General features: G+C 63.5%; 23 protein-coding genes. 5 read left to right on the top strand and 18 right to left on the bottom strand.

All coding sequences use genetic code 11. The features are described 5' to 3' along the window. Positions 1-123: 123 nt before the first annotated feature. The 6 genes from CAQU_RS01345 to CAQU_RS01320 all read right to left on the bottom strand — a co-directional run bounded on the left by CAQU_RS01345 (position 124) and on the right by CAQU_RS01320 (position 6,569). Positions 124-690 (bottom strand): hypothetical protein, encoded by a 567-nt coding sequence (locus tag CAQU_RS01345; protein WP_075724573.1) that lies wholly within the window; start codon positions 688-690, stop codon positions 124-126. Then, positions 680-1,675, bottom strand: a complete 996-nt coding sequence (gene hemB / locus CAQU_RS01340; RefSeq protein ID WP_281248001.1) for a porphobilinogen synthase — start codon at positions 1,673-1,675, stop codon at positions 680-682. Before hemB ends, CAQU_RS01345 begins: the two co-directional genes overlap by 11 nt. Before the next feature lie 189 nt (positions 1,676-1,864). Further along, complete coding sequence (locus CAQU_RS01335) at positions 1,865-3,529, bottom strand: bifunctional uroporphyrinogen-III C-methyltransferase/uroporphyrinogen-III synthase (protein WP_075724570.1); 1,665 nt, start codon at positions 3,527-3,529, stop codon at positions 1,865-1,867. A gap of 336 nt (positions 3,530-3,865) precedes the next feature. Next, positions 3,866-4,759: a hydroxymethylbilane synthase gene (gene hemC, locus CAQU_RS01330; RefSeq protein ID WP_075728226.1), complete on the bottom strand. Its 894-nt coding sequence runs from the start codon at positions 4,757-4,759 to the stop codon at positions 3,866-3,868. Then, positions 4,756-6,114: a glutamyl-tRNA reductase gene (locus CAQU_RS01325; protein WP_075724568.1), complete on the bottom strand. Its 1,359-nt coding sequence runs from the start codon at positions 6,112-6,114 to the stop codon at positions 4,756-4,758. Before CAQU_RS01325 ends, hemC begins: the two co-directional genes overlap by 4 nt. A gap of 239 nt (positions 6,115-6,353) precedes the next feature. Next, on the bottom strand, positions 6,354-6,569 hold the full coding sequence (locus tag CAQU_RS01320; protein WP_075728224.1) for a glutaredoxin family protein: 216 nt from the start codon (positions 6,567-6,569) through the stop codon (positions 6,354-6,356). Between the two features lie 417 nt (positions 6,570-6,986). Here CAQU_RS01320 and CAQU_RS01315 point away from each other — a divergent pair, with 417 nt between their 5' ends. Continuing rightward, positions 6,987-8,030, top strand: coding sequence for an HAD family hydrolase (locus tag CAQU_RS01315; protein WP_075724566.1), 1,044 nt, complete (start codon positions 6,987-6,989; stop codon positions 8,028-8,030). Positions 8,031-8,158: 128 nt separating this feature from the next. Here the strand turns inward: CAQU_RS01315 and CAQU_RS01310 are convergent, their stop codons facing one another. From CAQU_RS01310 to CAQU_RS01290, 5 genes are all read right to left on the bottom strand, one after another. Then, positions 8,159-8,260 carry a 30S ribosomal protein bS22 gene (locus CAQU_RS01310; protein WP_003855542.1) on the bottom strand — a complete coding sequence of 34 codons (102 nt, stop codon included), beginning with the start codon at positions 8,258-8,260 and terminating at the stop codon, positions 8,159-8,161. A gap of 346 nt (positions 8,261-8,606) precedes the next feature. After that, positions 8,607-8,798 (bottom strand): helix-turn-helix domain-containing protein, encoded by a 192-nt coding sequence (locus CAQU_RS01305; protein ID WP_075728222.1) that lies wholly within the window; start codon positions 8,796-8,798, stop codon positions 8,607-8,609. 311 nt (positions 8,799-9,109) lie between these two features. Then, positions 9,110-9,928, bottom strand: a complete 819-nt coding sequence (gene proC / locus CAQU_RS01300) for a pyrroline-5-carboxylate reductase (RefSeq protein ID WP_075724564.1) — start codon at positions 9,926-9,928, stop codon at positions 9,110-9,112. Between the two features lie 141 nt (positions 9,929-10,069). Further along, complete coding sequence (locus CAQU_RS01295) at positions 10,070-11,137, bottom strand: hypothetical protein (RefSeq protein ID WP_075724562.1); 1,068 nt, start codon at positions 11,135-11,137, stop codon at positions 10,070-10,072. Beyond that, complete coding sequence (locus tag CAQU_RS01290; RefSeq protein WP_075724559.1) at positions 11,138-12,073, bottom strand: Ppx/GppA family phosphatase; 936 nt, start codon at positions 12,071-12,073, stop codon at positions 11,138-11,140. Positions 12,074-12,106: 33 nt separating this feature from the next. Between CAQU_RS01290 and CAQU_RS01285 the strand changes: the two genes are divergently transcribed. Beyond that, complete coding sequence (locus tag CAQU_RS01285; protein ID WP_075724557.1) at positions 12,107-13,012, top strand: DUF3109 family protein; 906 nt, start codon at positions 12,107-12,109, stop codon at positions 13,010-13,012. Between the two features lie 20 nt (positions 13,013-13,032). On the opposite strand, the gene CAQU_RS01280 is transcribed toward CAQU_RS01285, so the two are convergent. From CAQU_RS01280 to mshA, 6 genes are all read right to left on the bottom strand, one after another. Then, a complete protein-coding gene (locus CAQU_RS01280) occupies positions 13,033-13,710 on the bottom strand; it encodes a response regulator transcription factor (RefSeq protein ID WP_075724555.1) in 678 nt (225 codons plus the stop codon). Further along, positions 13,707-14,807: a PAS domain-containing sensor histidine kinase gene (locus CAQU_RS01275; RefSeq protein ID WP_075724553.1), complete on the bottom strand. Its 1,101-nt coding sequence runs from the start codon at positions 14,805-14,807 to the stop codon at positions 13,707-13,709. The genes CAQU_RS01280 and CAQU_RS01275 overlap by 4 nt, the downstream gene beginning before the upstream one ends. Before the next feature lie 164 nt (positions 14,808-14,971). Beyond that, positions 14,972-15,718, bottom strand: a complete 747-nt coding sequence (locus CAQU_RS01270; RefSeq protein ID WP_075724551.1) for a phosphoglyceromutase — start codon at positions 15,716-15,718, stop codon at positions 14,972-14,974. Positions 15,719-15,832: 114 nt separating this feature from the next. Next, entirely contained in the window at positions 15,833-16,216 is a 384-nt protein-coding gene (locus tag CAQU_RS01265) for a hypothetical protein (RefSeq protein ID WP_075724549.1), read from the bottom strand. Between the two features lie 5 nt (positions 16,217-16,221). Then, positions 16,222-16,416: a hypothetical protein gene (locus CAQU_RS01260; protein WP_075724546.1), complete on the bottom strand. Its 195-nt coding sequence runs from the start codon at positions 16,414-16,416 to the stop codon at positions 16,222-16,224. Position 16,417: 1 nt separating this feature from the next. Then, positions 16,418-17,671, bottom strand: a complete 1,254-nt coding sequence (gene mshA / locus CAQU_RS01255; RefSeq protein ID WP_075724544.1) for a D-inositol-3-phosphate glycosyltransferase — start codon at positions 17,669-17,671, stop codon at positions 16,418-16,420. 196 nt (positions 17,672-17,867) lie between these two features. Here mshA and CAQU_RS01250 point away from each other — a divergent pair, with 196 nt between their 5' ends. The 3 genes from CAQU_RS01250 to CAQU_RS01240 all read left to right on the top strand — a co-directional run bounded on the left by CAQU_RS01250 (position 17,868) and on the right by CAQU_RS01240 (position 21,104). Next, positions 17,868-19,574, top strand: coding sequence for a long-chain-fatty-acid--CoA ligase (locus CAQU_RS01250; protein ID WP_075724542.1), 1,707 nt, complete (start codon positions 17,868-17,870; stop codon positions 19,572-19,574). A gap of 343 nt (positions 19,575-19,917) precedes the next feature. Next, positions 19,918-20,541: a hypothetical protein gene (locus CAQU_RS01245; RefSeq protein ID WP_075724541.1), complete on the top strand. Its 624-nt coding sequence runs from the start codon at positions 19,918-19,920 to the stop codon at positions 20,539-20,541. 170 nt (positions 20,542-20,711) lie between these two features. Next, on the top strand, positions 20,712-21,104 hold the full coding sequence (locus CAQU_RS01240) for a hypothetical protein (protein ID WP_075724539.1): 393 nt from the start codon (positions 20,712-20,714) through the stop codon (positions 21,102-21,104). A 213-nt stretch (positions 21,105-21,317) separates the two neighbouring features. Here the strand turns inward: CAQU_RS01240 and fabG are convergent, their stop codons facing one another. Next, on the bottom strand, positions 21,318-22,079 hold the full coding sequence (gene fabG / locus CAQU_RS01235) for a 3-oxoacyl-ACP reductase FabG (RefSeq protein WP_075724537.1): 762 nt from the start codon (positions 22,077-22,079) through the stop codon (positions 21,318-21,320). Positions 22,080-22,245 lie beyond the last annotated feature (166 nt).

Below are 22,245 nucleotides of genomic sequence, written 5' to 3'. Positions count from 1 at the left end.
GTTGGATACCGCACGCGACGGGTGGTGGATACGCCTACCCCTTGGCGTTGGTGCGCGCAGAAAAATACCCCCATGCACGGTGCCGTGCCGGGGGTGGAACACCTGATGCAGGTGGGCGTTGGGCTAGGCGCCGGAAACCCAGGCCGCCACATCGCGTCGCCACAGCAGGTAGGTGATGATGCCGCCACACACACCGACGGCGATCATCAACAGGCCATCAACCAGGCCCACCCATGGGGGCGCATACTCGATCAGCGGGCCGCGCCCACCGGGAACGAAAGCGGTGATGGTGCGGATCGCCAAATAGCTGGCATAGACCATCAGCAGAGTGCGGCCGGTTGCGGCGGTGGGTAGTTTGCGGCGTTTGACAGTACTCAACGCCCACCAGGCGACACCAATGATCATCCAGGACAGCGCGGAGGCGAAGAAGGACGCCAACACCAAGGACACGGTGATTCCGAAATCCCCCAGCGCCTCGGAGCCGGCCGGCAACCCACCGGCCTCATCAATGGCCGTCATTTGAGCGTAGGGGTACATGCCGGTTGCGACCATCGCCACGATGTGGCGGCCGACTTCCAGCACGGTCAGCAGCATCAGTGCGCGGGTCGCCAACGTCAATACCGCCGGCACCGCATCCACCGAGGGGGCGGGTCCGGCTGGGGGCAGGGCGGGCGGGCGCTTAGCGGGCATTGTTCAGCTTTCGGGCGATATCGACCGCCGCGTAGGTGAGGATCTGATCCGCCCCGGCACGCTTGATGGACACCAGTGCTTCCATCATGGCGGCGTCGCCATCGATCCAGCCGTTGGCGGCGGCCGCTTTGATCATGACGTATTCGCCGGACACGTGATAGGCGGCGACCGGCACTGGGGAGATGTCCTTGACTGCGTGGAGCACGTCTAGGTAGGCCAGTGCGGGTTTGACCATGACGAAGTCGGCGCCTTCTTCGATGTCTAGTGCCACTTCGCGGAGGGATTCCCTGAAGTTTGCGGGGTCTTGTTGGTAGGTGCGGCGGTCGCCTTGCAGGCTGGAGCCGACGGCGTCGCGGAAGGGGCCGAAGAAGGCGGAGGCGTATTTGGCGCTGTAGGCCATGATGGCCACGTCGGTGTAGTTGGATTCGTCGAGGGCTTGGCGGATGGCGGCTACTTGGCCGTCCATCATGCCGGAGGGGCTGACGATGTGGGCGCCGGCTGCTGCTTGGGAGACGGCCATGTCTTGGTAGCAGGCGATGGTGGCATCGTTGGCGACGGCGCCGTGGGCGTCGAGTAGGCCGCAGTGGCCGTGGCTGGTGAATTCGTCGAGGCAGGTGTCGGCCATGACGAGGATGTCGTCGCCGAAGCGTTCGCGCACTGCTGCGATGCCTCGGTTGAGGATTCCTTCGGGGTCCCACGCTGCGGAGCCGCGTTCGTCTTTGTCGCTGTCTCGGGGCACACCGAATAGGTCGATGCAGGTGATTGACTCTTTGGCGGCGTCTTCCACCGCGTAGAGCAGGCTGTCGATGGTGTGCTGGTACACGCCGGGCATGCTGGCAATTTCGCGTTTGTCGCTGATGCCGTCGGCGACGAACATCGGCAGGATGAGGTCTGCCGGGCGCAGGACGGTTTCGGCGACCATCTGCCGCATCGTGGCGGTGGAGCGCAGGCGGCGGGGCCGGATGGTGGGGCGATTGGGGTTCACGATGTGCTCGTGCCTTCCTTGACGTGGTGGACTGGCCGTGCGTGGGATTCCCGGCGCTTTTGAGGTGCCGGGCTTATCCTTCGTTTCTACGCTGTCTTGGCCGCAACCGCACCCGGATCCGCCGCTGGGGGGTTGCGCGATGGGGCGGATGGTGGTGCGGGTGCGGTGGGTGAAGGTGGTGGCCGGGGGCTATTTTGCCCTGCTGCGGCGCTTCTTTTTGGGCGGGGGCAGCTGGTCGGCGGCGCGGAGTTTGGCGACGTGTTCGGCTAGGGCGTCGACGAGTGCCGGCACGTTGGCTTGTTCGGGTTGCACGTCGACGCGCAGGCCGAGTTCTTCGGCGGCAGCGGCGGTCATGGGGCCGATGCAGGCGATGATGGTGCGGGTGTGGGGTTTTCCGGCGATTCCGACCAGGTTTTTGACGGTGGAGGCGCTGGTGAAGCACACCGCGTCGAAGCCGCCGGTTTTGATCATGTCGCGGATTTCGGGGGCGGGCGGGGCGGCGCGGACGGTGCGGTAGGCGACGATGTCGTCGACTTCCCATCCGAGGTCTGCGAGCCCGTCGACGAGGACGTCGGTGGCGATGTCTGCGCGGGGCAGCAGCACTCGGCCTACCGGGTCGAGTTCTTCGTCGAATTCCGGGAAGGAGTCGACGAGGCCTTGGGCGTTTTGTTTGGTGGCTGCCGGCACGAGTTCGGGGTTGAGTCCCAGGCCGGCGATGGCGGCGGCGGTTTTTTGGCCGACTGCGGCGATGTGTACTCCGGCGAAGGCGCGGGCGTCGAGGCCGAATTCGCTCATTTTGGACCACAGGGCGTTGACCGCGTTGACGGAGGTCAGTACGACCCACTGGTAGCGGCCTTCGACGATGCCTTTGACCGCGCGTTCCATTTGGGTGGGGTTGCGGGGTGGTTCGACGGAGATGGTGGGGACTTCCATGGGGATCGCACCGTGGGTGGCCAGCCGGGTGCTCATGGGGCCGGCTTGTTCTTTGGCGCGGGGGACGAGGACGCGCCAGCCGTAGAGGGCGCGGTTTTCCCACCAGGAGTATTTGGTGCGGTCGAAGGCTTTGGTGCCGAGGGTGACGACAAGTTCGCCGGGCAGGTCGGCGTCGAATTTGGCGAGGGTTGCCAGGCTGAGGTCGTGGGTGCGTTGGAGGCGGGTGGTGCCGTGCACGGTCACGGTGACTGGGGTGGTGGCGGGCAGGCCGCGGGAGGAGAATTCTGCGGCGATGGTTTTGAGGTTGTCTGCCTCGGCGAGCAGCACGATGGGTTGCGGGGCGCTGGCCAGCGCGTCGTAGTCGACGTCGCCGGCGCGCACGTCGGTTTCGGTGTAGGTGGAGCCGAGTCCGATGCCGGCGAAGGCGGGCACGGTGGAGGGGGTGGTCATGCCGGGTACGACTTGGAAGGGGTGGTCTTTGCTGGCGAGGGTGTCGATTTCTTTGAGTACCCGGTCGGAGCTCAGCGGGTTTCCGGGGACGAGTCGGATGACGTCGGAGCCGTCGGCGGCGGCGTCGATGAGTGCTTGGGCGATGTCTTCGGCGGTGGCGTCAGCGGGTACGTCGATGAATTCGGCGGCGGTGGGTGCGGGTGGCTTCGGCGGACGGCGGCGGGCGCCGTCGGCTTTGGCTTGTTCGCACATGCGCTCGTATTCGGCGTTGAAGGCGTCGATGACGTCGCGGGATACTTTGAGGTCGCCGGCGACGACGGCGCGCACTCCGTCGTGGACGTGGGGGTCGACGATTGCTTTGGAGGTGCGGCCGAGCACTTCCCTGGCGCGTACGGTCAGCAGATCGGGGTTGGCTGGTCCGGCGCCGACGAAGATGACGGTGCCGGGGGTGTTCTGCGGGGCCTGCGTCATGGTGGGGGTGCTCTTTGTGGTTCTTATGCTGCCAGCGTGGTGCGGCGCGAGGTCGTCTATGGGGTGGGGGTGGCGGCCACGGTGCCCGGTGGGTGGGCTCGGGTGGGGTGGTGGCGTCACGAAAGATGGGCGTGCCCGTCTTTGTTTTTCTCGCCCCGGGTGGGGTGGCGAGATGTTTTAGCCGCTTTAGCCTAGGCGAGAGACCCCGGCTGGGTCGAATCCTTTACCCCACCCGCGGCAGCGGGGTGCCACTTGGGGGCGATTTAGCCGCACCGGTGGGGCTTGGTGCTGGGCTTTTGGGTGGCTGCTGGGGTGAGGGTGTGGGCGTGTGGTGGTTTAGTCCATGAGGTCGGATACGCCGCTGTTGAGCATTTCTTTGGCCATGGCGTCTGCTGCGGTGAGGATGTCTTGGCGGCTGGCGGTGGTGCGGCGGATCATGTTGCCGCGCCCGTTTGTGGCGAAGACTCCGGCGGTCAGGGTGAAGGTGTCGCCTTGGTTGGTGGCGTGGGCGGCGACGGGGGCGGTGCAGCCGGCGTTGAGGGTGGACAGGATTTGTCGTTCGGCGGCGGCGCAGGTGGTGGCGTCGGTGTCGCTGATGCTGTCGAGGGCGGCGCGAAGGTCGTGCCGGTGGGCGGGGCATTCCACGGCGAGTGCGCCTTGGGCGGGTGCCGGCAGGAAGGTGTCGACGTCGAGGATTTCGGTGGCGCGGTCGAGTTGGCCGATGCGGCGCAGGCCGGCGGCGGCGAGGATGACGGCGTCGAGTTCGCCGGTGGTGACGCGGTTCATGCGGCTGTCGATGTTTCCGCGCAGGGGTTGGATGTCGAGGTCGGGGCGGAGGGCGCGGAGTTGTCCGACGCGGCGGGGTGCGCTGGTGCCGACGCGGGCGCCTTGGGGGAGGGTGGCCAGGGTGAGGCCGTCGCGGGCGATGAGTGCGTCGCGGGGGTCTTCGCGGCGGGGCACCACCAGGTGGAAGCGGGTGTCGGGGGCAGTGGGGAGGTCTTTGAAGGAGTGGACGGCGATGTCGCACTGTTCGGCGGCCATGGCTTCGCGCAGGGCTTGGGTGAAAACGCCAACGCCGATGCGTTCGACGGGTGCTTGGCTGCGGTCGCCGGGGGTGGTGATGATGGTGGTGTCGCAGTGGAGGCTGGCGTGCTGGCGCAGCAGGTCTGCGACGTGTCCGGTTTGGGTGGTGGCTAGCGTGGAGCCACGGGTGCCGATGCGTGCGGTCAGTGTGCGGTCCACGTGTCGGTAATCCTTTCAGCGGAGGTGGTGTTTTCGGGCAGTTCGCTGGCGTCGATGGTGACGCTTTCTGCGGGTTTCGCCCCAGCGAGTCCGAAGAGTTCTTGGAGGGCGGATTCGTAGGAGACGGTGCCGCTGCGGGCGGCGAGTTGTTTGACGCGCACGGTGGGCTGGTGCAGGAGTTTGTCGACGACTCTTTGCAGTGCCCGGTGGGCTTCTTGGCGGTCATGCTCGCCCATGTCTGGGGTGCGGGAGTCGAAGCGTTGCAGTTCGGTGGCGACGATCTCGGCGGCGTGGCGGCGCAGGGCGGCGACGGCGGGCACCACGTCCAGGACGCGTTGGGCGCTGGAGTAGGCGGCCAGTTCGGCGGCGACGATGTTTTCGGCGGCTTGGGCGCCGTCGTGGTGGCCGCCTTCGCGGGCTTTGGTGTGGAGGTGTTCGATGTTGACGAGGTCGACTCCAGCGCGGTCGGCGACGTGGTCGTCGATGTCGCGGGGCATGGACAGGTCGATGAGGACCAGTTCGTTGTGGAGGTTGGCGACGTGTTCGGCGGTGATGGTGTGGGTGTCGGCGCCGGTGGCGGAGACCACCACGTCCACGTCCCCGAGCACGGTGTGGCGTCGCTCGTAGTCGACGGCGCTGGCGGGGCAGCCCGCCTGGATGGAGTGTTCGACGAGGCTATCGGCGCGCTGGCGGGTGCGGTTGGCGTAGATGATGCTGTCGATTCCTTCGCGCGCCAGGTGGCTGCCCGCCAGGGAGGCCATCACGCCGGCGCCGAGCACCAGGGCGGTTTTGCCGCGGAAGTTTTCCCACCCTTTGACCTTTAGGGCTTCTTCCAGCGCAAACGTCACCATGGAGGGGCCGGCCTCGTTGACGGCGGTTTCGTTGTGGACCCGCTTGCCGGCGTGCAGGGCGGCCTGCGCGAGGGCGTGCAGCGTTGGTCCGACGGTGCCGCATTCGGTGGCGACCTGGTAGGCGCCGCGCACCTGGCCGATGATCTGCTGCTCCCCCACCACCATGCTGTCCAGGCCGGCGGTGACCCGCAGGACGTGTTCCGCGGCGGCGTCCGCGTAGCGGACGTAGAGGTGTTGGCGCAGCACGGACACGTCGACCCCGCTGGTGTGGTGAAGCACGTTGACCACGTCGCTGACACCGGTGTGGAAACTGGTGGTGACGGCGTAGACCTCCACCCGGTTGCAGGTGGAGAGGATCATCGACTCGTTGAGTGAGGACTGGGCCACCAGTTGGGTGTTGGTGTTTTTGATGGTGTCTTCATCCATGCTCACCCGCTCGAGAACATCGACGGGTGCGGAGCGGTGGGACATTCCCACAACGAGAACACTCATTGCTACTTCCGCTCCTTGCAGGTTGTCATCTTCAGCATGTCACTTGACTCAAGGCCGGGGCGCCATCGCGCCCGGAGCCGGGGTTAGTCGTCATTGTCGCACCCAAAAGCCGCACCAGGGCGATGGCGGTGGGCGCGTCGTAGAGGTGCCACGCTAGCACCCACCGTATCAATCTTTTGGTTGAGACTCACTAGACTTTAGATATTTGTTGCACCCACCGTAGACGGATGGCCGGGGCTCTACAACAAAGCCTGAACTAACTGTTCGTCATCCACTTCCCAACAGGCCAGCTCCTCACCGTCAACCACCACCACGGGAACCCGATCCCCATACTCGGCGGCAAGGCCCGGATCCTCCCCCACATCGCGCACCAGCAAGGCGCATCCAGCGTTGGCCACAATGGGGTGAATTTGGGCGGCCACCCGCGCGCACGAACCACAGCCCTGGCGCACCATCAGCTCCACCACATGCTTCGGGCAATCCACCGCCTCTATCGCGAAGTCCTGCGGGCTTGCCTGCCCGCCAGCAGGCGCTGGCCGCTGCGCAGCCACCGGTGTCGTTTGCTCATCGGAGCTTTTCTCGGCGCGGCCTGCACCGGGGGAAGAAAAAAGACGGAAACGCACAGCCAACCCTTTCCACGCTCGCAAAGCAACGCCAACCTCCCCCGGCACACACCCCAAAAACCGACGCCTGTAGGCAGACTGCGGCACTCAGCCCAACCCGCCGCTTCGCAGGTGGGGGTGACACACCGCCGGATTCGCATGGAGTACCGGGGAGAAACTTATAACATGGAAGACACTACGTGTCAGCGGGTGCGCATTGCGCGCACCCGCGCCGATTCTCACAGCGAAAGTGAAGTGTTTTAAAGCACCGTGAACGCCACACCACACCGCCGCGATACCCCGATCACCCCGGAGGAATTCATCGCACACTGGTCTGCCTCCCACGGCAATCTGCGTCGCTTCCTTGAGGATCACGTCATCCCACCCATCGACGACAGCACCCAAAAAACCGCCGGCGAGGCCGCGGCCCGCGCCGCCGTTAGCCGTGCCTTCGACATGGACTTGGAGGACTTCACCGCCGGTATTTCCTCCGTCTCCGGCGCCTACGAAGCCGCCGGGCAACCCCACCTGACCCCGCCGGACCCCACCATCCCCCAAGAACCCGGCGCGGCCGCCTTCTTCGATGTGGACAACACCCTGGTCCAAGGGGCCTCCATCGTGACCTTCGCGACCGGGCTCTGGCGCCGCAAGTACTTCCGGCTTTCGGACTTCGCCCCCGTGGCGTGGAAGCAGATCAAATTCCGCGTCACCGGTAACGAAAACGCCGAGGACGTGGCCCGCGGCCGCGAACAAGCCCTGGAGTTCATCAAGGGGCGCCGGGTGGACGAAATGGTCGCCCTGTGCGAGGAAATCGTCGATTCCACCATGGTGGAAAGGATCTGGCCCGGCACCGCCGAGCTGGCCAACCAACACATCGCCGCCGGGCAGCAGGTGTGGCTGGTCACCGCCACCCCCGTCGAACTCGCCCAGATTTTGGCCCGCAAGCTCGGCTTCACCGGGGCCCTGGGAACCGTCAACGAGGTCAAAGATGGCCGCTTCACCGGCCGGCTCGTCGGGGATATTCTCCACGGCCCCGGTAAAAAGCACGCCGTGGCCGCGCTGGCCGCCGTGGAAGGCCTCGACCTGGAACGCTGCACCGCCTACTCCGACTCCATCAACGACATGCCCATGCTGACCATGGTGGGCACCGCCGTGGCGATTAACCCGGATCACAAACTGCGCAAAGAAGCCATCGAGCGTGGCTGGGAAGTCCGCGACTTCCGTAACGTTCGCCGCGCAGTGCGCAAATTCGGACTGCCCGCACTGGTGGCCGCCGCGTTTTCCATGGGCGGCTGGCGCGTCCTCCGCCGCTAGCCAACACAGCCACTTACGCGCACAAAAAACCACTTACCCCCGCACACAGCGGATTGGGTAAGTGGTTTTTTAAGAAGAAAGTCGCACAGCAGGCCCGCCGCAGCGGGCCCCATGTGAAGCTGTATGACTTACTTGCCGAGTTTCCTGCGCTGAACGCGGGTACGGCGCAGCATCTTGCGGTGCTTCTTCTTGGACATGCGCTTGCGGCGCTTCTTGATGACGGAACCCATGGGGATAACCTCACTTGTAGTCGACTGTTGTACGTACATTGGCGTGCCAGCTGGCCACACTGCCTAACAAACCGCATCAACAAATTGCGGATGAAGTGTGCACATCTTCACTGCCGCCCGCGGGGCGTCCCACAGCGCTGGAAAACCAGTGGTGTGGCGCCATGGCAGGGACTGCTGGCACAAATGCTTAGAAAAGCTTAGCCCTAGTGGTGGGGGCTTACCAAAAAAGAGGGACCTTACGCCCGTGAATAGTGCGCGAGCACACACGAGCGAAAGTCCGCTCCTTCAAGGTGGGGGCAATCAGCCTCCGCAGCCGCAAAACGGCCGCTAAATACCTCGGCAGGAACTAGCCCACCTGGTAGGAGGATGCCTGAAGGTAGTCGTGAACAGCCTTCTCGTGAACGCGGAAACTACGTCCCACGCGAACCGCCGGCAGGTCACCACTGTGAACGAGCCGGTAGACAGTCATCTTGGAGACTCGCATCATTTCAGCGACCTCTGCGACGGTCAAGAAGGTGCCATTTTCTTCGTTAGCCATAATATTCTTACCCTTCAGCATGATGCGCGCCGCAGGCTTCCCCTCCTGCGAAAACGTCACGCACGTGCTTGAAATAGCCTACCGTGAATCATGTGGCGTAAGCGACTCAAGAGCAAAACTTTTTTTCGAACATACCCCTGGGGCTGACGTTTCCCCTGTGCATGGCGTTAATCGTGGTTACACCCGTGCCCCTCAGTTGCCTAGGTTAAAAGTTGTGACAGCTGAAGTTTGGCCCCCTTATCCATGCGAAAACCCCCACACCATCAACGAAAAATGGTGCAGGGGCCTTCAAAAACAACAGAAGCGAAGCGCTACTGCATCTGCTGGCCGATCTCACGGGAACGCTTGGCGCACGCATCGGTAGCCCGGAAGAACGCGCCCCGCACACCGGATTCCTCCAGGCTGCGCAACGCGGCAATGGTGGTGCCCGCGGGCGAAGACACGTTGGCCCGCAGTTCCGCCGGCGACTGCCCGGTTTCCTGCAGCATCGCCATGGCACCCGCCAGGGAGCCCTCCACCAGCTGGCGGCTCGTCGCATAGTCGAGGCCCAGCGCAATACCGGAGTCGATCATGGCTTCCACGACGAGGTACATGTACGCCGGGGAGGAACCCGCCACAGCGGTGACCGCATCAAGGTGCTTTTCCGCCACCGGCACCACCACGCCGACCATCTGAAGCAGCTTGATGATCTGGGCTTCTTGTTCTGCGCCCAGATGGCGGCCCGGGGTCAGCGCGCACACGCCCTTACGGACCAGCATCGGGGTGTTCGGCATGACGCGCGCGATGGGAGTGCCAGCCGACAGGGCTTCCTCCATCGCCCGCAAGGTGATCCCGGCGGCCAGGGACACCACGCTGGTTTCCTGATCGTTGGAATCAATGGTGTCGCGGATGTCTTCCAGCACACCCACAATGTGGTGGGGTTTGACGCACAGGAACACAACATCGGCGTGCCACACCGCTTCGGCGCTGTCGGTAAACACCTTCACGCCATAGCGATTGGACAGCTCGCGTCCGCGCTCCGCGCGCCGGTTCGCGACCCGAATGTCGTGCGGGTGAACTCCGCCCGCAACCAGTCCGGCGAGCAACGCTTCGCCGATCTTTCCGCCACCGATAATTGCAACAGTAGTCATGCGCACCACCATGCCAGACAGGCACCGGTTTGGACAATATCCCCACCCACTGCCCCACCGTGGCGAAAAACGGCACGAAAAAGCCCCTCGCATCTTCCCCTGGAACATCGGGGATACGAGGGGCCACAGGCCGCACAGGGGCTAGAAACCAGTAATCAGCACCGGGCCGAAAGTCATCGCCAGGCCAGCCAGGCCGGCCAGGAACATGCTCATGCCGTCGCGTTCGGTGCGCAGCGCGTGGACGATACCGACCACGCCGCCGGTCACAGCCAAAGCCAGCACCGCCACGATGATGCTGTCCAGACGCAACCACAACTGCTCAAATCCCTTGAACAGGCCAGCGCCGATCAAAAGACCCACGATCACCATGCCGAGCAGCGCCAGAATGGAAACCTTGCCGCCTTCTGCTTCCTCAACGTCATCCGCAAGCGGGGCACCGGGCAACACCTCGTCTTTGGTGGCCTTGGGGTCCTGCACGTCTTTGACGACCGGCAGTTCACCGGTGCGGGCAGCCGGCGGGGTGGGCGCGGTGGCGGGCTTCGGGGTTGCCAGGCTGTCAGCGACCGGCTTACGCGCGGGCTGTGCAGCAGCTGGCGCCGGCGGGGTGGCAGGCGCCACCTTCTTGACCGGCTGGGCCGGCTGGGCAGGCTTGGACAACGGTGCGTTCACCGTCGTTCCAGCCTTGGGGGTGTCGGTGGTCAGCCGCGCCCGATCAGCATCGGCGTCAACCACGTTCAGCACCACGGTTTCCTCCGCAGACGGAGCCGGCTTCGCGGTCGGCGGCGGGGTGACGGGGGCTTTCTTCACCAACGGGGTGTTCGGCTTCTGTGCCGCCGGTTGCTTAGGGCGTGCCGGAGGAGCCACCGGCTTGCGCGCCGGCTGCGCAGCCGGGGCTTGCGCCTTCGGCTGCTGCTGGGTCGGCTGGGCCGGGGCCGGAGTTTTAGGCGCGGAAGCAGCAGGGCTTGCCGGGGTGGCGGGCTTTGCCTTGGCCGCGGTGGCAGCCGTGGCGGACGCCTCATCGCGGGAGGTGCCGTGCTTGGCTTCCTGCGGGGCGGACTTCACGGCAGGAATGGAGCCGGTCAGCTCCGCGACGGACACGCCGCCTTCTTCCAGGCTGCGGCGGCGTCGGCGCGTGGGCTTTGCCTCGCCTTGGCCGTCCTTGTTGGCGCGGGCGAGAAGCTCAGCAACTGTCAGTTGTTTGTCGCTCATTTAACTCTGGTCCAATCCCTTATCGATCCGTCGCAGAATAACACCTTCACGCAACGCCCACGGGCAGATCTGCAGCTGTTCAATCCCCAAAGCCCGCATCGATGCCTCCGCGACCAGCGCGCCGGCGACGATTTGGTGGGAACGATCAGAGCTAATCCCTTCCAGTTCCGCCCTGTCGGCGGCGGTCATGCGGGAGATAAACGCAATCAGTTGTCGCAGACCGTGGTGGGTCAAGGTGCGGGTCACCATGGGGCCGGCCGAGGAAGGAGCCGCACCGGTCAAACGGGCCAGCGTGCGGAAAGTTTTACTGGTTCCCACAGCCAAGTTTTCCGTCCCGCAGTTGCGGATGGAACGGGCCGCATCGGCCAGCTCGGCGTCGATGTAGTCGCGCAAAATGTTGATCTTTTTGCGTTCCGGCGGATCGGTGTCGAACCATTCGTGGGTCAGACGGCCAGCACCCAGGTCGAGGCTGAACGCCGCATCCGGTTCCTCATCGGTGCCGGTGGACATCTCCAGGGAGCCACCGCCGATATCGAGGTTAGTGATCCGGCCGGCCGACCAGCCGTACCAGCGGCGCACCGCCAGGAAGGTCAGGCGAGCTTCGTCCACCCCGGACAGGATCTCCAGGCGGACGCCGGTGTTCTTTTCGACGATGTCGAGCACCTCGTCGCCGTTGGCGGCAGAGCGGATCGCCGAGGTGGCAAAAGGAAGCATCTCTTCGCAGCCAAGCTGCTCCGCGAGTTCGCGGGCCTCTTGCACTCCTTTGACGAGCTTCTTGATGCCTTTGTCGTCGATCGCGCCATCCTTGTCGAGGTACTCGACAAGACGCATCGTCGTTTTCCAGTCAGACATGGGGGTCGGGTGGCCACCGGTGCGGGCATCGACTGCCACCATATGCACCGTGTTGCTACCTACATCCAAAACACCTAATCGCACGCCCCTAGGTTAGACGGAATAAGGTGTGTTGGTGTGAATCGCCCTGCCTCAAAGCCCGTCAATCTCGGTTTTCCTGCATCTTCGCCGGCGTATGCGTCGATCGAGGCTGGAGAAGAGCTACCCCCGGACTTCCCCCGCGAGTTCTTCGAATTTACCAACCCGGAAGACCAGTTCCACCAGATCATTATCGACCTGACCTGGGTGGAGTCCGATTATTCTTGTGCCTTCGGCACCGGGCGCTGTTTGGGTATCGATGCGCAGCGCCCGGAGGTGGGGTGCTGTTCCCATGGGGCTTTCCTCACAGATGACGAGGATCGTGAGCAATTGCGCGACGCCGTGCAACGTATGCCGAAATCTTTTTGGGAATTGCGCCCTAAGGACAACCAGCTGTCGGCCGCGTTCGCGGATCCCAGCCTGGTGGAACCCTACCTGGTGTGGGATGAGCTGGATGATGATGAGGGCAATCCGGAGCCGGCGTTGAAAACGAAGGTGGTCGACGGGGCCTGTATTTTCGCGAATCGGACGCACAACCCTGGGTGCGCGATCCACCAGTGGGCGCTGGCGAATGGGGAGGATCTGACCGTGGTGAAACCGGAGGTGTGTTGGCAGTTGCCGCTGCGCCGCCTAGAGGAGTGGACGACCCGCGCGGATGGGCAGGAGATCCTCAAGACCACGATCACCGAGTATGAGCGGCGGGGCTGGGGTGAGGGTGGGGAGGATTTCGATTGGTATTGCACCACCGCCCCCAGCTGCCATGGTGGGGGTGAGCCTTTGTGGCGCACCCATGAGCAGGAATTGGTGGCGCTGATTGGGCGCGCAAGCTATGAGGTGTTGGTGCGGCACTTGAGCGCCCGGGAGAAAGCCCGCTTGGCGATGGGCCCGCACGCCAACGAGGTGTTTGCGGTGCACCCCGCCAGCGCCATTGCCCGGGAGCGGTAGCAGCCCGGGTTTTATCAGGGTTAGGCGTCGAAGCGGTAGCCGACGCCGCGGACTGTGAGAACGTGTTTGGGTTCGGAGGGGTCTTCTTCGAGTTTGGTGCGCAAGCGTTTGATGTGCACGTCGAGGGTTTTGGTGTCGCCGACGTAGTCTGCGCCCCAGATCTCTTTGATGAGTTTTTGGCGGGACAGCACCGCCCCGGTGTGGCGGAGGAACATTTCGAGTAGTTCGTATTCCTTGCGCGCCAGTTGGATGGGTTGCCCGTCGACGGTGACGGTGTAGGCGTTGGTGTCCATGATGATGCGGGGCCCGCCGAGGGTGGTGGCTTCTTCTGGGGCGGTGTCGGCGCGGCGCAGTACTGCTCGGATGCGGGCGATGAGTTCCCCGGAGGAGTAGGGCTTGGTGACGTAGTCGTCGGCGCCGACGTCGAGGCCGTGGATTTTGTCGAGTTCGGAATCTCGCGCGGTGACCATGATGATGGGGACGTTGCGGATTTGACGCAGGTGGGTGCAGACGTCCATGCCGGACATGCCGGGCAGCATGAGGTCGAGCAGCACGATGTCGATGTCGTGGCGGCTGAATTCGACGAGTGCTTGGGGGCCGTCGCCGGCGATCACGGTGTCGAAGCCTTCTCGTCCGAGGAGGAAGGCTAGGGGCTCGGCGAGCGATTCTTCGTCTTCGACGATGAGGATTCGGGTCATTGCGCGGGTCCTTGTGGTGTGGCGTCGGGGCTGTTTTTCGGCAGGATCAACGTGAAGGTGGAGCCTTTGCCGAGTTCGGATTCGACGGTGACGCGGCCGGCGTGGTTGGCGGCCACATGTTTGACGATAGCTAGTCCTAGGCCTGTTCCGCCGGTGGATCGGCTGCGGGCTTTGTCGACGCGGAAGAATCGTTCGAACACGCGGGCTTGGTGTTTGCCGGCGATGCCGATGCCGTGGTCGGTGACGTGGATGCGGACGCTGGGTTCTCCGCCGAGGGCGTCGTCGTGGTCGTGTTCGGTGTAGCTGGTGGTGACCGTCGAGGTGGCTGGTGAGTAGTTGATGCCGTTGGAGATGAGGTTGGCCAGGGCGGTGACGAGTAGTTGGCGGTCGCCGTGGACGAAGGGGGCGCCTGCGTGGCGGGCGTAGCCGATGAGGATGATGTTGGCGTTGTCGGCGGATAGTTGGTTGCGGGCGATGGCGGCGGCGATGATTTCGGGCACGCTGACTTCGGCCATGTCCGGTAGTGATGCTGCGCCTTGCAGCTTGGACAGGCTGATGAGTTCGTTGATCATGTTGCCCATGCGGAGGGCTTCTTTGTTGATCTTTTGGCCGAAGTAGGTGACGCTGCTGGGGTCGTCGGTGGTTTCCAGTAGCGCTTCGGAGAGTAGGGCAAGCGCACCGACGGGGGTTTTGAGTTCGTGGGAGACGTTGGCGACGAAGTCGCGGCGGGCGGACTCCATGCGTTTGGTTTCGCTGGCGTCGGAGAGGTAGAGCACTACGGGCCAGGTGTCTTGGTTGTCGTCGTTTCTGAGGCAGGTGGCGGTGATGGCGACGGCGAGTTTGCGTCCGCCGCGGCGGACTTTGACGGATCCGTTGAGGGTGCGTTGTTCGTGGCGGGCCATGCTGGCGATGCCGGCAAGGTCGTCGGCGTAGCGGGGCACGAGGTGTCCGTCGGTGGCGAGCCCGAGTTTGTGGGCTTGTTCGTTGACGTGGAGGGGGTGCCCATCACCGTCGAGGACGACGACGCCGAAGGGTGCGTGCGCGACGATTGCGGCGTTGAGTTCTTCGGTGCTTGGGGTGTGGTGGGTACTGCTCATGTGAGTGGGTTTTCTTCCCCCCTTTTTTGCCGGTGTGGTGTTGGGCGTGGGGGTGGGTGTGGTGGGGTGGGGATACGCAACGAGCGCCTCGGCCTGGGATGTCAGGCGGGCGCTCGTTGGGTACCTAGGCGGTGGGTTGCGGTGCCACGCGGTGGTGGCGGGGGTTACTTTCCGCCCTGGGCTGCGACGGCGGCGGCGCCGGCTGCGGCGGCCTCCGGGTCGAGGTAGGTGCCACCGGGGTTGGTGACCTGGCCCTTGTCGTCGAGTTCGTAGACGAGCGGGATGCCGGTGGGGATGTTCAGGCCGGCGATGTCTTCGTCGGAGATGCCATCGAGGTGCTTGACCAGGGCGCGCAGGGAGTTGCCGTGGGCGGCGACGAGGACGGTTTCGCCCTTGAGGACGCGCGGGAGGATTTCTTCCTCAAAGTAGGGCACGAAGCGCTTGACGACGTCGAGGAGGCATTCGGTGTCCGGGACGGTCTCCAGGTTGGAGTAGCGGACGTCGTGTGCCTGGGAGTATTCGGCGTCGGCGGCCAGCGGCGGCGGCGGGGTGTCGTAGGAGCGGCGCCATGCCATGAACTGGTCTTCGCCGTACTTTTCTTTGGTTTCTGCCTTGTTCAGGCCCTGCAGTGCGCCGTAGTGGCGCTCGTTGAGGCGCCAGTCGCGGATGACGGGGATCCACAGGCGGTCGGCGGCGTCCAGTGCGAGGTGGGCGGTGCAGATGGCGCGGCGCAGGAGGGAGGTGTAGACGACGTCGGGGAGGATGTTTTGCTCTTTGAGCAGTTCTCCACCGCGGCGGGCTTCGCCTTCGCCTTTTTCGGTGAGGGCGACGTCAACCCAGCCGGTGAATTGGTTGGATTCGTTCCACTTGCTCTGGCCGTGGCGCAGAAGAATAAGTTTTCCTGTAGTCATGCTTTTTATTGTGCCATTGTGTGGGAGACGTGCGCCGGGTGTGAACAGTCGATGAGACTAGCAACACATTTGTCTCGGGTGGGGTTGGGTGGCTGTGCCTCAAGGTGGGGGCGGCTAGTCGATTCGGTCGACTTCGTCGGCTAGCTCGGGTTGGGCTGCGTCGATTGTGGTGGCCGCTGGGCGCGGGTGGGTGGCGGTGTGGCGGCGGATTGCCGCGGCATGGGCGCGGCGGTACCTGTTCCGGGGGCTTTCGGGGCCGCCGCGGCGGCGTTGGATGATCCGCAATACCAGGGCTGCTAGGAGGGACAGTGCGATGGTGTAGATGAGGATTTGTGCGGATAGTTCGGGGTGTCCGCGCCCGGATGCGATGACGGATCCGGCAAGGGCTGCGAAGTGGAGCGCGAAAAATAGTGCGGCGAGTGTGGTTTTGCCGAGGCGGTATGCCGGCGGGTAGATGCCGAACACGAGGATGGCCAGGAGGCACAGCGTGAGAAACATCGGCTTTAGCCCGTGGGGTGTGGGTGGTGGGTTAGCGCGTGGGTGGGTGTGGTGTCCGCTGGGGTTGGTGCGTCACTTGCGTGTCCCATGATGATGCCTGCGCCGATCAGGATGATGGTGGCGGCGAGGATGGTGGCAAGGATGGTGAGAAGTTGGGTGCGGCGCCGTTTTTTAAAGCTTTTGACTGCGGGGGTTTCCACGTTATCCGCCGATGGCTTGGCGGGGGCGGCAGGGCTCGAAGCCTTTGCCTTCGACGTGTTTGTAGACGTCGACGAGTCCGTCGGCGGTGGCTCGCCAGGAGAAACCGGCGGCGTGGCGGACGGCGGCTTCTCCCATGGCGATGCGGTGTTCGTCGTCGTCGAGTAATTCGCCGAGTGCGTCGGCCCAGTCGTCGGGGTTGTGGCCGTCGACGAGGATGCCGGTTTGTCCTTCGGCGACGGCGATGGGTAGGCCGCCGACGCGGGCGGCGGCCACGGGGGTGCCGGCGGCTTGGGCTTCCATGGCGACGAGCCCGAAGGATTCGTTGAAGCTGGGGACGGCGACGATGTCGGCGGCGCGGTAGATGGTGACGAGTTCTTCTGGGGGGCGGGGGCGCAGGAAGCGGATGCAGCGGTCGACGCCGAGTTTTTTGGCCATGTCTTGGTATTGCTCGGGGGCGGTGTTGGCGCCGGAGGCGCCGCCGCAGATGAGGATTCTTAGGTTGCGGTCGGGGTTGTCGGTGAGCATTTTTTGGGCGGCGTGAATGAGCACTTGGGGGCCTTTGAAGTGCTGCAGGCGGCCGACGAAGGCGACGACTTTGGCGTGCATGGGAACTCCCAGTTCGCGGCGGGCGCGCTCGGTGGCGCGGTCGTTTCCTGGGGTGAACATGTCGACGTCGGCGCCGGGGGCGACGACGACGATTTTGGATCCGTCGGCGTCGTAGTGGCGAAAGAGGTTGGTTTTTTCTTCTTCGGTGTTGACGACGAGGACGTCGGCGTTGTCGACGATTTGCTGTTCGCAGATGCGGCGGGCTTCGCTTTCGTCGCCGGCGTGGAGATTTTTCACGGCGGCGAGGGTGTGGGCGGTGTGGACGAGGGGGATTTTCCACAGGTCGCGCAGCAGCCAGCCGACCTGGCCGGATAGCCAGTAGTGGGAGTGGATGACGTCGTAGGGTTGGTTTTCGCAGGCTTGGAAGTGGATGATGCCGCCGGCGAAGGTGGCCAGTTGGGTGGGTAGTTCTTCTTTGGCTAGCCCTTCGTAGGGCCCGGCGATGATGTTGATGACGCGGTAGTTGTCGGTGACCTGCACGATTTCGCCTTGGGAGGGGCGGGTGGCGCGGGTGAAGACGTCGACGGTGATGCCGAGGTCGGCGAGTTTGTGGGCGACCTGGTTGATGTAGACGTTCATTCCGCCGGCGTCCCCGGATCCGGGTTGTTGGATGGGGGATGTGTGCATGGAGATCATCGCGACGCGCATAGTGCTCATGCTAGTGGTTTCGCCCGGCTGCGTGGTGGGGGCTGTGTGGTGGGGTTTGTGCGCCCCGGGGTGGGGGTGGGGGTTGTTGCTATGCTTGGGTGTCGACCTACGCTCGCGTAGTTTGCTGGCGCCGGATGGCGTGAGACTTTGCAGTTTCCTGTGATATTGCCCCTGCTGATGATTGTCCGAGGACCTTATGTCTGCTTTTGAATCCCGCGCTTGGTTGAAGAAGTACGCCGAGTGGACGCCGCATACGTTGTCGTATGGGGATACCACCTTGTTGGATGTGTACGACAACAATTTGGCGATTAATGCTGATCGTCCGGCCGTGACGTTTTTTGGGCGCACTTTTGATTACAAGGAGCTGGATCGTCAGGTGCGGCGGGCGGCTGCTGGTTTGCGCGCTTTCGGGGTGCGCCCGGGGGATCGGGTGGCGTTGTTGCTGCCGAACTGTCCGCAGCATTTGGTGGCGTTTTATGCGATTTTGAAGTTGGGTGCGACGGTGGTGGAGCACAATCCGCTGTATACCGCGCACGAGTTGACTCCGCCGTTTCAGGATCATGGCGCCCGGGTGGCGATCGCGTGGGATAAGGCTGCGCCGACGCTGGAGAAGCTGCGCGGCAAGACGTCCCTGGAGACGATTGTCAGTGTGAATATGACGGAGGCGATGCCCGCTGTGCAGCGGACGTTGCTGAAGTTGCCGGTGCCGATGGTGCGCAAGACGCGGGCGAAGTTGACGGCGCCGGCGCCGAATACGGTGCCGTTTGAGGTGTTGTTGAGTAACGCTATCGGTGGGGATGGTTCCGATGTTGAGACCCCGGATCATGTCACCAAGGACACGATTGCGTTGATTTTGTACACCTCGGGCACGACTGGGGTGCCTAAGGGTGCGCAGCTGAGTCATGGCAATTTGTTTGCCAATATTTTGCAGGGCAAGGCGTGGGTGCCCGGTTTGGGCGAGGGCCCGGAGAAGCTTTTGGCGGCGCTGCCGATGTTCCACGCTTATGGTTTGACGATGACGGCGACGTTGGGCGTGTTTATTGGTGGCGAGATCATCATGCTGCCGGCCCCGGATTTGAAGCTGATCATGAAGATCATGCGGAAGAACACCCCGACCTGGTTGCCGGGCGTGCCGACGCTGTACGAGAAGATCGTGGAGACCGCGGAAGCCGCGAATGTGGATATTTCCGGGGTGCGTAACAGTTTCTCGGGTGCTTCTTCCCTGCCGGTGGCGACGGTGAAGCGCTGGGAGGAGTTTACTGGCGGCCGCCTGGTGGAGGGCTATGGTCTGACGGAGACCTCGCCGATCATTGTGGGTAATCCGATGAATGATGATCGTCGCCCGGGCTATGTGGGGGTGCCGTTCCCGGACACGTTGGTCCGTATCGCGAATCCGGACAACTTGGATGAGACTCAGCCCGATGGGGTTGAGGGCGAGGTGCTGGTCAAGGGCCCGCAGGTGTTCCAGGGTTATTTGAATCAGCCGGAGGCCACGGAGAAGTCTTTCCACGATGGCTGGTACCGCACCGGCGATGTGGGTGTGATGGAGGAAGATGGTTTCATCCGCCTGGTGGCCCGTATTAAGGAGGTCATCATCACCGGTGGCTTCAACGTGTACCCCGCCGAGGTGGAGGACGTGTTGAAGGAGCACCCGGATGTGGAGGACGCCACTGTGGTGGGTATGCCGCGTCCGGATGGTTCGGAGAACGTGGTGGCGGCAATTTCCTTGGTGGAGGGTGCTGCCATGGATCCGGAGCGGTTGAAGGAGTACTGCCGTGAGCAGCTCACCCGCTATAAGGTGCCGCGTACCTTCTACCACTTTGATGAGATGCCGCGTGATCAGATGGGCAAGATTCGTCGTCGCGACGTGCAGGCCCAGCTGATTGAGCGCTACGGCAAGTAGCCCGTCCGCGCCTGCCGGGGCCGGTGTGGCCGCTGACTGGGTTCGGCTGACTGGCTTTTTGGGTTTTCGCCTCCTCCCCTGCTTGTGGGGTGGGGGCGATTTTCTTCACCCCGCAATTGACATAACGTTAATTGGGCGGACAATTCGGGGGTTTTCTTGCATATCTACCTGTGGGACAACCCGGCACGTGCGAGCAACCCAGATCTCACAATTTTACCCACACCAACTGGCAATTTGAGCTTTTCTTCTGCCATGGGGTTGCGCAAGCCCAGCACATGATTTATTTGTTATGACATTACGCGCCTCGCGTGCGGAACCACACCCCACTTCCCCAGGAGCCCCCATGCACCCCACCGCACCCCTCACCATCAACGACACCCGCGCCCACGACGCCCTCATCCCCCTGAGCCTGACCGTCGGCACCCTGCACCACGCCTTCCACCAAGCAATCACCACCTGCAACGACCCCGCCAACAAGTTCTGCTCCCCCAGCTACGCCCGCGTCCACCTCTCCGGCGAAATCGTCAAAGAACTACGCCGCCACATCAGCACCCTGCCCGGATGGACCGTCCGCAACCACCGCGGGCGCGCCTACATGACCCACACCTTCACCCACAACACCCTCTTTTTCGCCTCCGGCAGCAGCCACACCGGAAACCCCAAGCGCTACGCACACCCCACCATCACCAAAATGTTCAGCACCGGCGAACTCCACGAACTCGGCGCCCACCGCGGCAAGTTCTACACCCTGCTCTACCGCCCCCTCACGGGTGGGGGTGTCGCCTCAGAACTGCTGCGATTCAACGCACACAGCCGCGCCGGCTACCGCATCGCCACCCGCCCCATCCACTCCCCGGGCGCTAAGGACACCACCACCCACGACCCCCACTGCCTGCCACTGGACCAATGGGATCTGCGCATCATGCTCCCCGCCTATATCCATTCCACCGACACCCTCCCGCTCTAAACCACGCCCCCACCCCCCAACCACCCCACACCAACCCCCTACTCTCCTCCCACCACGCCCCCAAGGAGTCCAACTACCAGGGGTAGCCGCACAGCACCCCCTCTTGACTACAACGCCGCAAAAAAAAGAATCTAAGTACACACCCACCCCACATCCCAAGGACACTACCGATGAAGAATCTCCTCAACATCATCTTCGGCATTCCCCTGGCCACCATCATCACCGTTTTCAGCATGCTGACCTCCATTATCTTCGGTGGAGGCTCCAGCGAAACCCACACCCCCAGCGAACCCGGCGCGTACCTGCACATCACCGACCGGATGGGAATTGGGCGCAAAGGCTGCACCGCATACGGGTGGACATCCAAGGAAATCATGATGCCCCCATCGAACGCCAGCGGATACCTGAGAATGCTGCTGGCCGAGCCGGGCACCTATGAAGTGACGATTTCCTGCGTGCCACAAATCCTGGACGGCCTCAAAGTCAGCGAACCGGTCCACACCACCGTGACCATCACCGGTGAAGGGGTAGAGATCTTCCCCATCACCATTGCCCGCCTGTAGTCAAAAACCCACACACAAAAAAGGGGGGCTCAGCTCATCTCACTGTTGAGCTGCCCCCCCCTTTATCCCCGCAGGCAGGCTCAGCGCGGGACAGGACAAAGATGTCGTCCCCCACCGGGGTCGGATACACGGGGACAGATACAACAAAGCTCTAAGGCCCACCGCCCCAAAGCGGTGGGCCTTAGAGCTTTCCAAGCCGTTACCGGCTACGGATCACATGTCCTCCAACGCCTCCGGGGACTCAGGCAAAAGCTGTCCACCATCGACCACAATGCCCTGACCCGTGATGTAGCGGGCACCATCAGAAGCCAAAAAAGCCACCGCCTCACCAATATCCGTCGGATCACCCAAGAAACCCAACGGCACACTGCGGGCCATACGATCCAAATAGGTCTGCCCCATAGCCTCCAAACCGGGAGTCAACACATTCCCCGGCAACACCGCATTAATAGTGGTGCCGGACTTCGCCAACTCCATCGCCGCACTACGAATAAAGCCCATCTGGGCAGCCTTCGTCGCACCATAATGCGACCAGCCCGGATAACCGGTGAAATTGCCCGTGATTGAGGAAGTCACCACCACCCGACCCCGACCGGTCTTCGCCAGCTCACCCGCCGCCGCCTGCACCATAAACACCGTGCCCTTGACGTTGACGGACAAAATCTTATCCAGATCAGCTTCCGTCATATCCGCCAGACGGGCCTGCGGATAAATCCCCGCATTAGCCGCCAAAATATCCAGGCTGCCGAACTCATCGACCACCTTCGCTACCGCCTCCCGGCACGCCCGCTGATCAGTGCAGTCCAACTGGATCGCGGTCCACCCATCCTTCGCGGCATCCGCACACTCTTGTTCAGTCACCCCAGTGACCACCACCCGCGCGCCCTTTTCCGACAACACCCGCGCAATGCCCATGCCGATGCCCTGAGTACCACCGGTCACCAAAGCGACCCGGCCGTTCAACATGTCGTTCATGACAGTTATCCCTTCCATCCAAAGCCGACACGCAGCGCCGGCAATCCGCCAGAGCCAATCACCCTCCAGCAGCCAGACGTCGCTGCGTCTTTAGGCTCATGAGGTTATTGAGTATGTGTCCCCACAATAACGCCCACGCATACAACACCGCAGGCAATCACGCATC

The sequence above is a fragment of the Corynebacterium aquilae DSM 44791 genome (genome assembly GCF_001941445.1).
In the GTDB taxonomy this organism is placed as follows: Bacteria; Actinomycetota; Actinomycetes; order Mycobacteriales; family Mycobacteriaceae; genus Corynebacterium; species Corynebacterium aquilae.
This window is presented reverse-complemented; position numbering and strand designations above follow the sequence as displayed.

Bases quoted from the DNA above. Each gene is read 5' to 3' on its own strand.
- CAQU_RS01345 (WP_075724573.1), bottom strand. From the start codon at position 690: ATGCCCGCTAAGCGCCCGCCCGCCCTGCCCCCAGCCGGACCCGCCCCC.
- CAQU_RS01335 (WP_075724570.1), bottom strand. From the start codon at position 3,529: ATGACGCAGGCCCCGCAGAACACCCCCGGCACCGTCATCTTCGTCGGC.
- CAQU_RS01325 (WP_075724568.1), bottom strand. From the start codon at position 6,114: ATGAGTGTTCTCGTTGTGGGAATGTCCCACCGCTCCGCACCCGTCGAT.
- CAQU_RS01320 (WP_075728224.1), bottom strand. From the start codon at position 6,569: ATGGTGCGCCAGGGCTGTGGTTCGTGCGCGCGGGTGGCCGCCCAAATT.
- CAQU_RS01310 (WP_003855542.1), bottom strand. From the start codon at position 8,260: ATGGGTTCCGTCATCAAGAAGCGCCGCAAGCGCATGTCCAAGAAGAAG.
- CAQU_RS01305 (WP_075728222.1), bottom strand. From the start codon at position 8,798: ATGGCTAACGAAGAAAATGGCACCTTCTTGACCGTCGCAGAGGTCGCT.
- proC (WP_075724564.1), bottom strand. From the start codon at position 9,928: ATGACTACTGTTGCAATTATCGGTGGCGGAAAGATCGGCGAAGCGTTG.
- CAQU_RS01295 (WP_075724562.1), bottom strand. From the start codon at position 11,137: ATGAGCGACAAACAACTGACAGTTGCTGAGCTTCTCGCCCGCGCCAAC.
- CAQU_RS01280 (WP_075724555.1), bottom strand. From the start codon at position 13,710: ATGACCCGAATCCTCATCGTCGAAGACGAAGAATCGCTCGCCGAGCCC.
- CAQU_RS01275 (WP_075724553.1), bottom strand. From the start codon at position 14,807: ATGAGCAGTACCCACCACACCCCAAGCACCGAAGAACTCAACGCCGCA.
- CAQU_RS01270 (WP_075724551.1), bottom strand. From the start codon at position 15,718: ATGACTACAGGAAAACTTATTCTTCTGCGCCACGGCCAGAGCAAGTGG.
- CAQU_RS01265 (WP_075724549.1), bottom strand. From the start codon at position 16,216: ATGTTTCTCACGCTGTGCCTCCTGGCCATCCTCGTGTTCGGCATCTAC.
- mshA (WP_075724544.1), bottom strand. From the start codon at position 17,671: ATGCGCGTCGCGATGATCTCCATGCACACATCCCCCATCCAACAACCC.
- CAQU_RS01250 (WP_075724542.1), top strand. From the start codon at position 17,868: ATGTCTGCTTTTGAATCCCGCGCTTGGTTGAAGAAGTACGCCGAGTGG.
- CAQU_RS01245 (WP_075724541.1), top strand. From the start codon at position 19,918: ATGCACCCCACCGCACCCCTCACCATCAACGACACCCGCGCCCACGAC.
- CAQU_RS01240 (WP_075724539.1), top strand. From the start codon at position 20,712: ATGAAGAATCTCCTCAACATCATCTTCGGCATTCCCCTGGCCACCATC.
- fabG (WP_075724537.1), bottom strand. From the start codon at position 22,079: ATGAACGACATGTTGAACGGCCGGGTCGCTTTGGTGACCGGTGGTACT.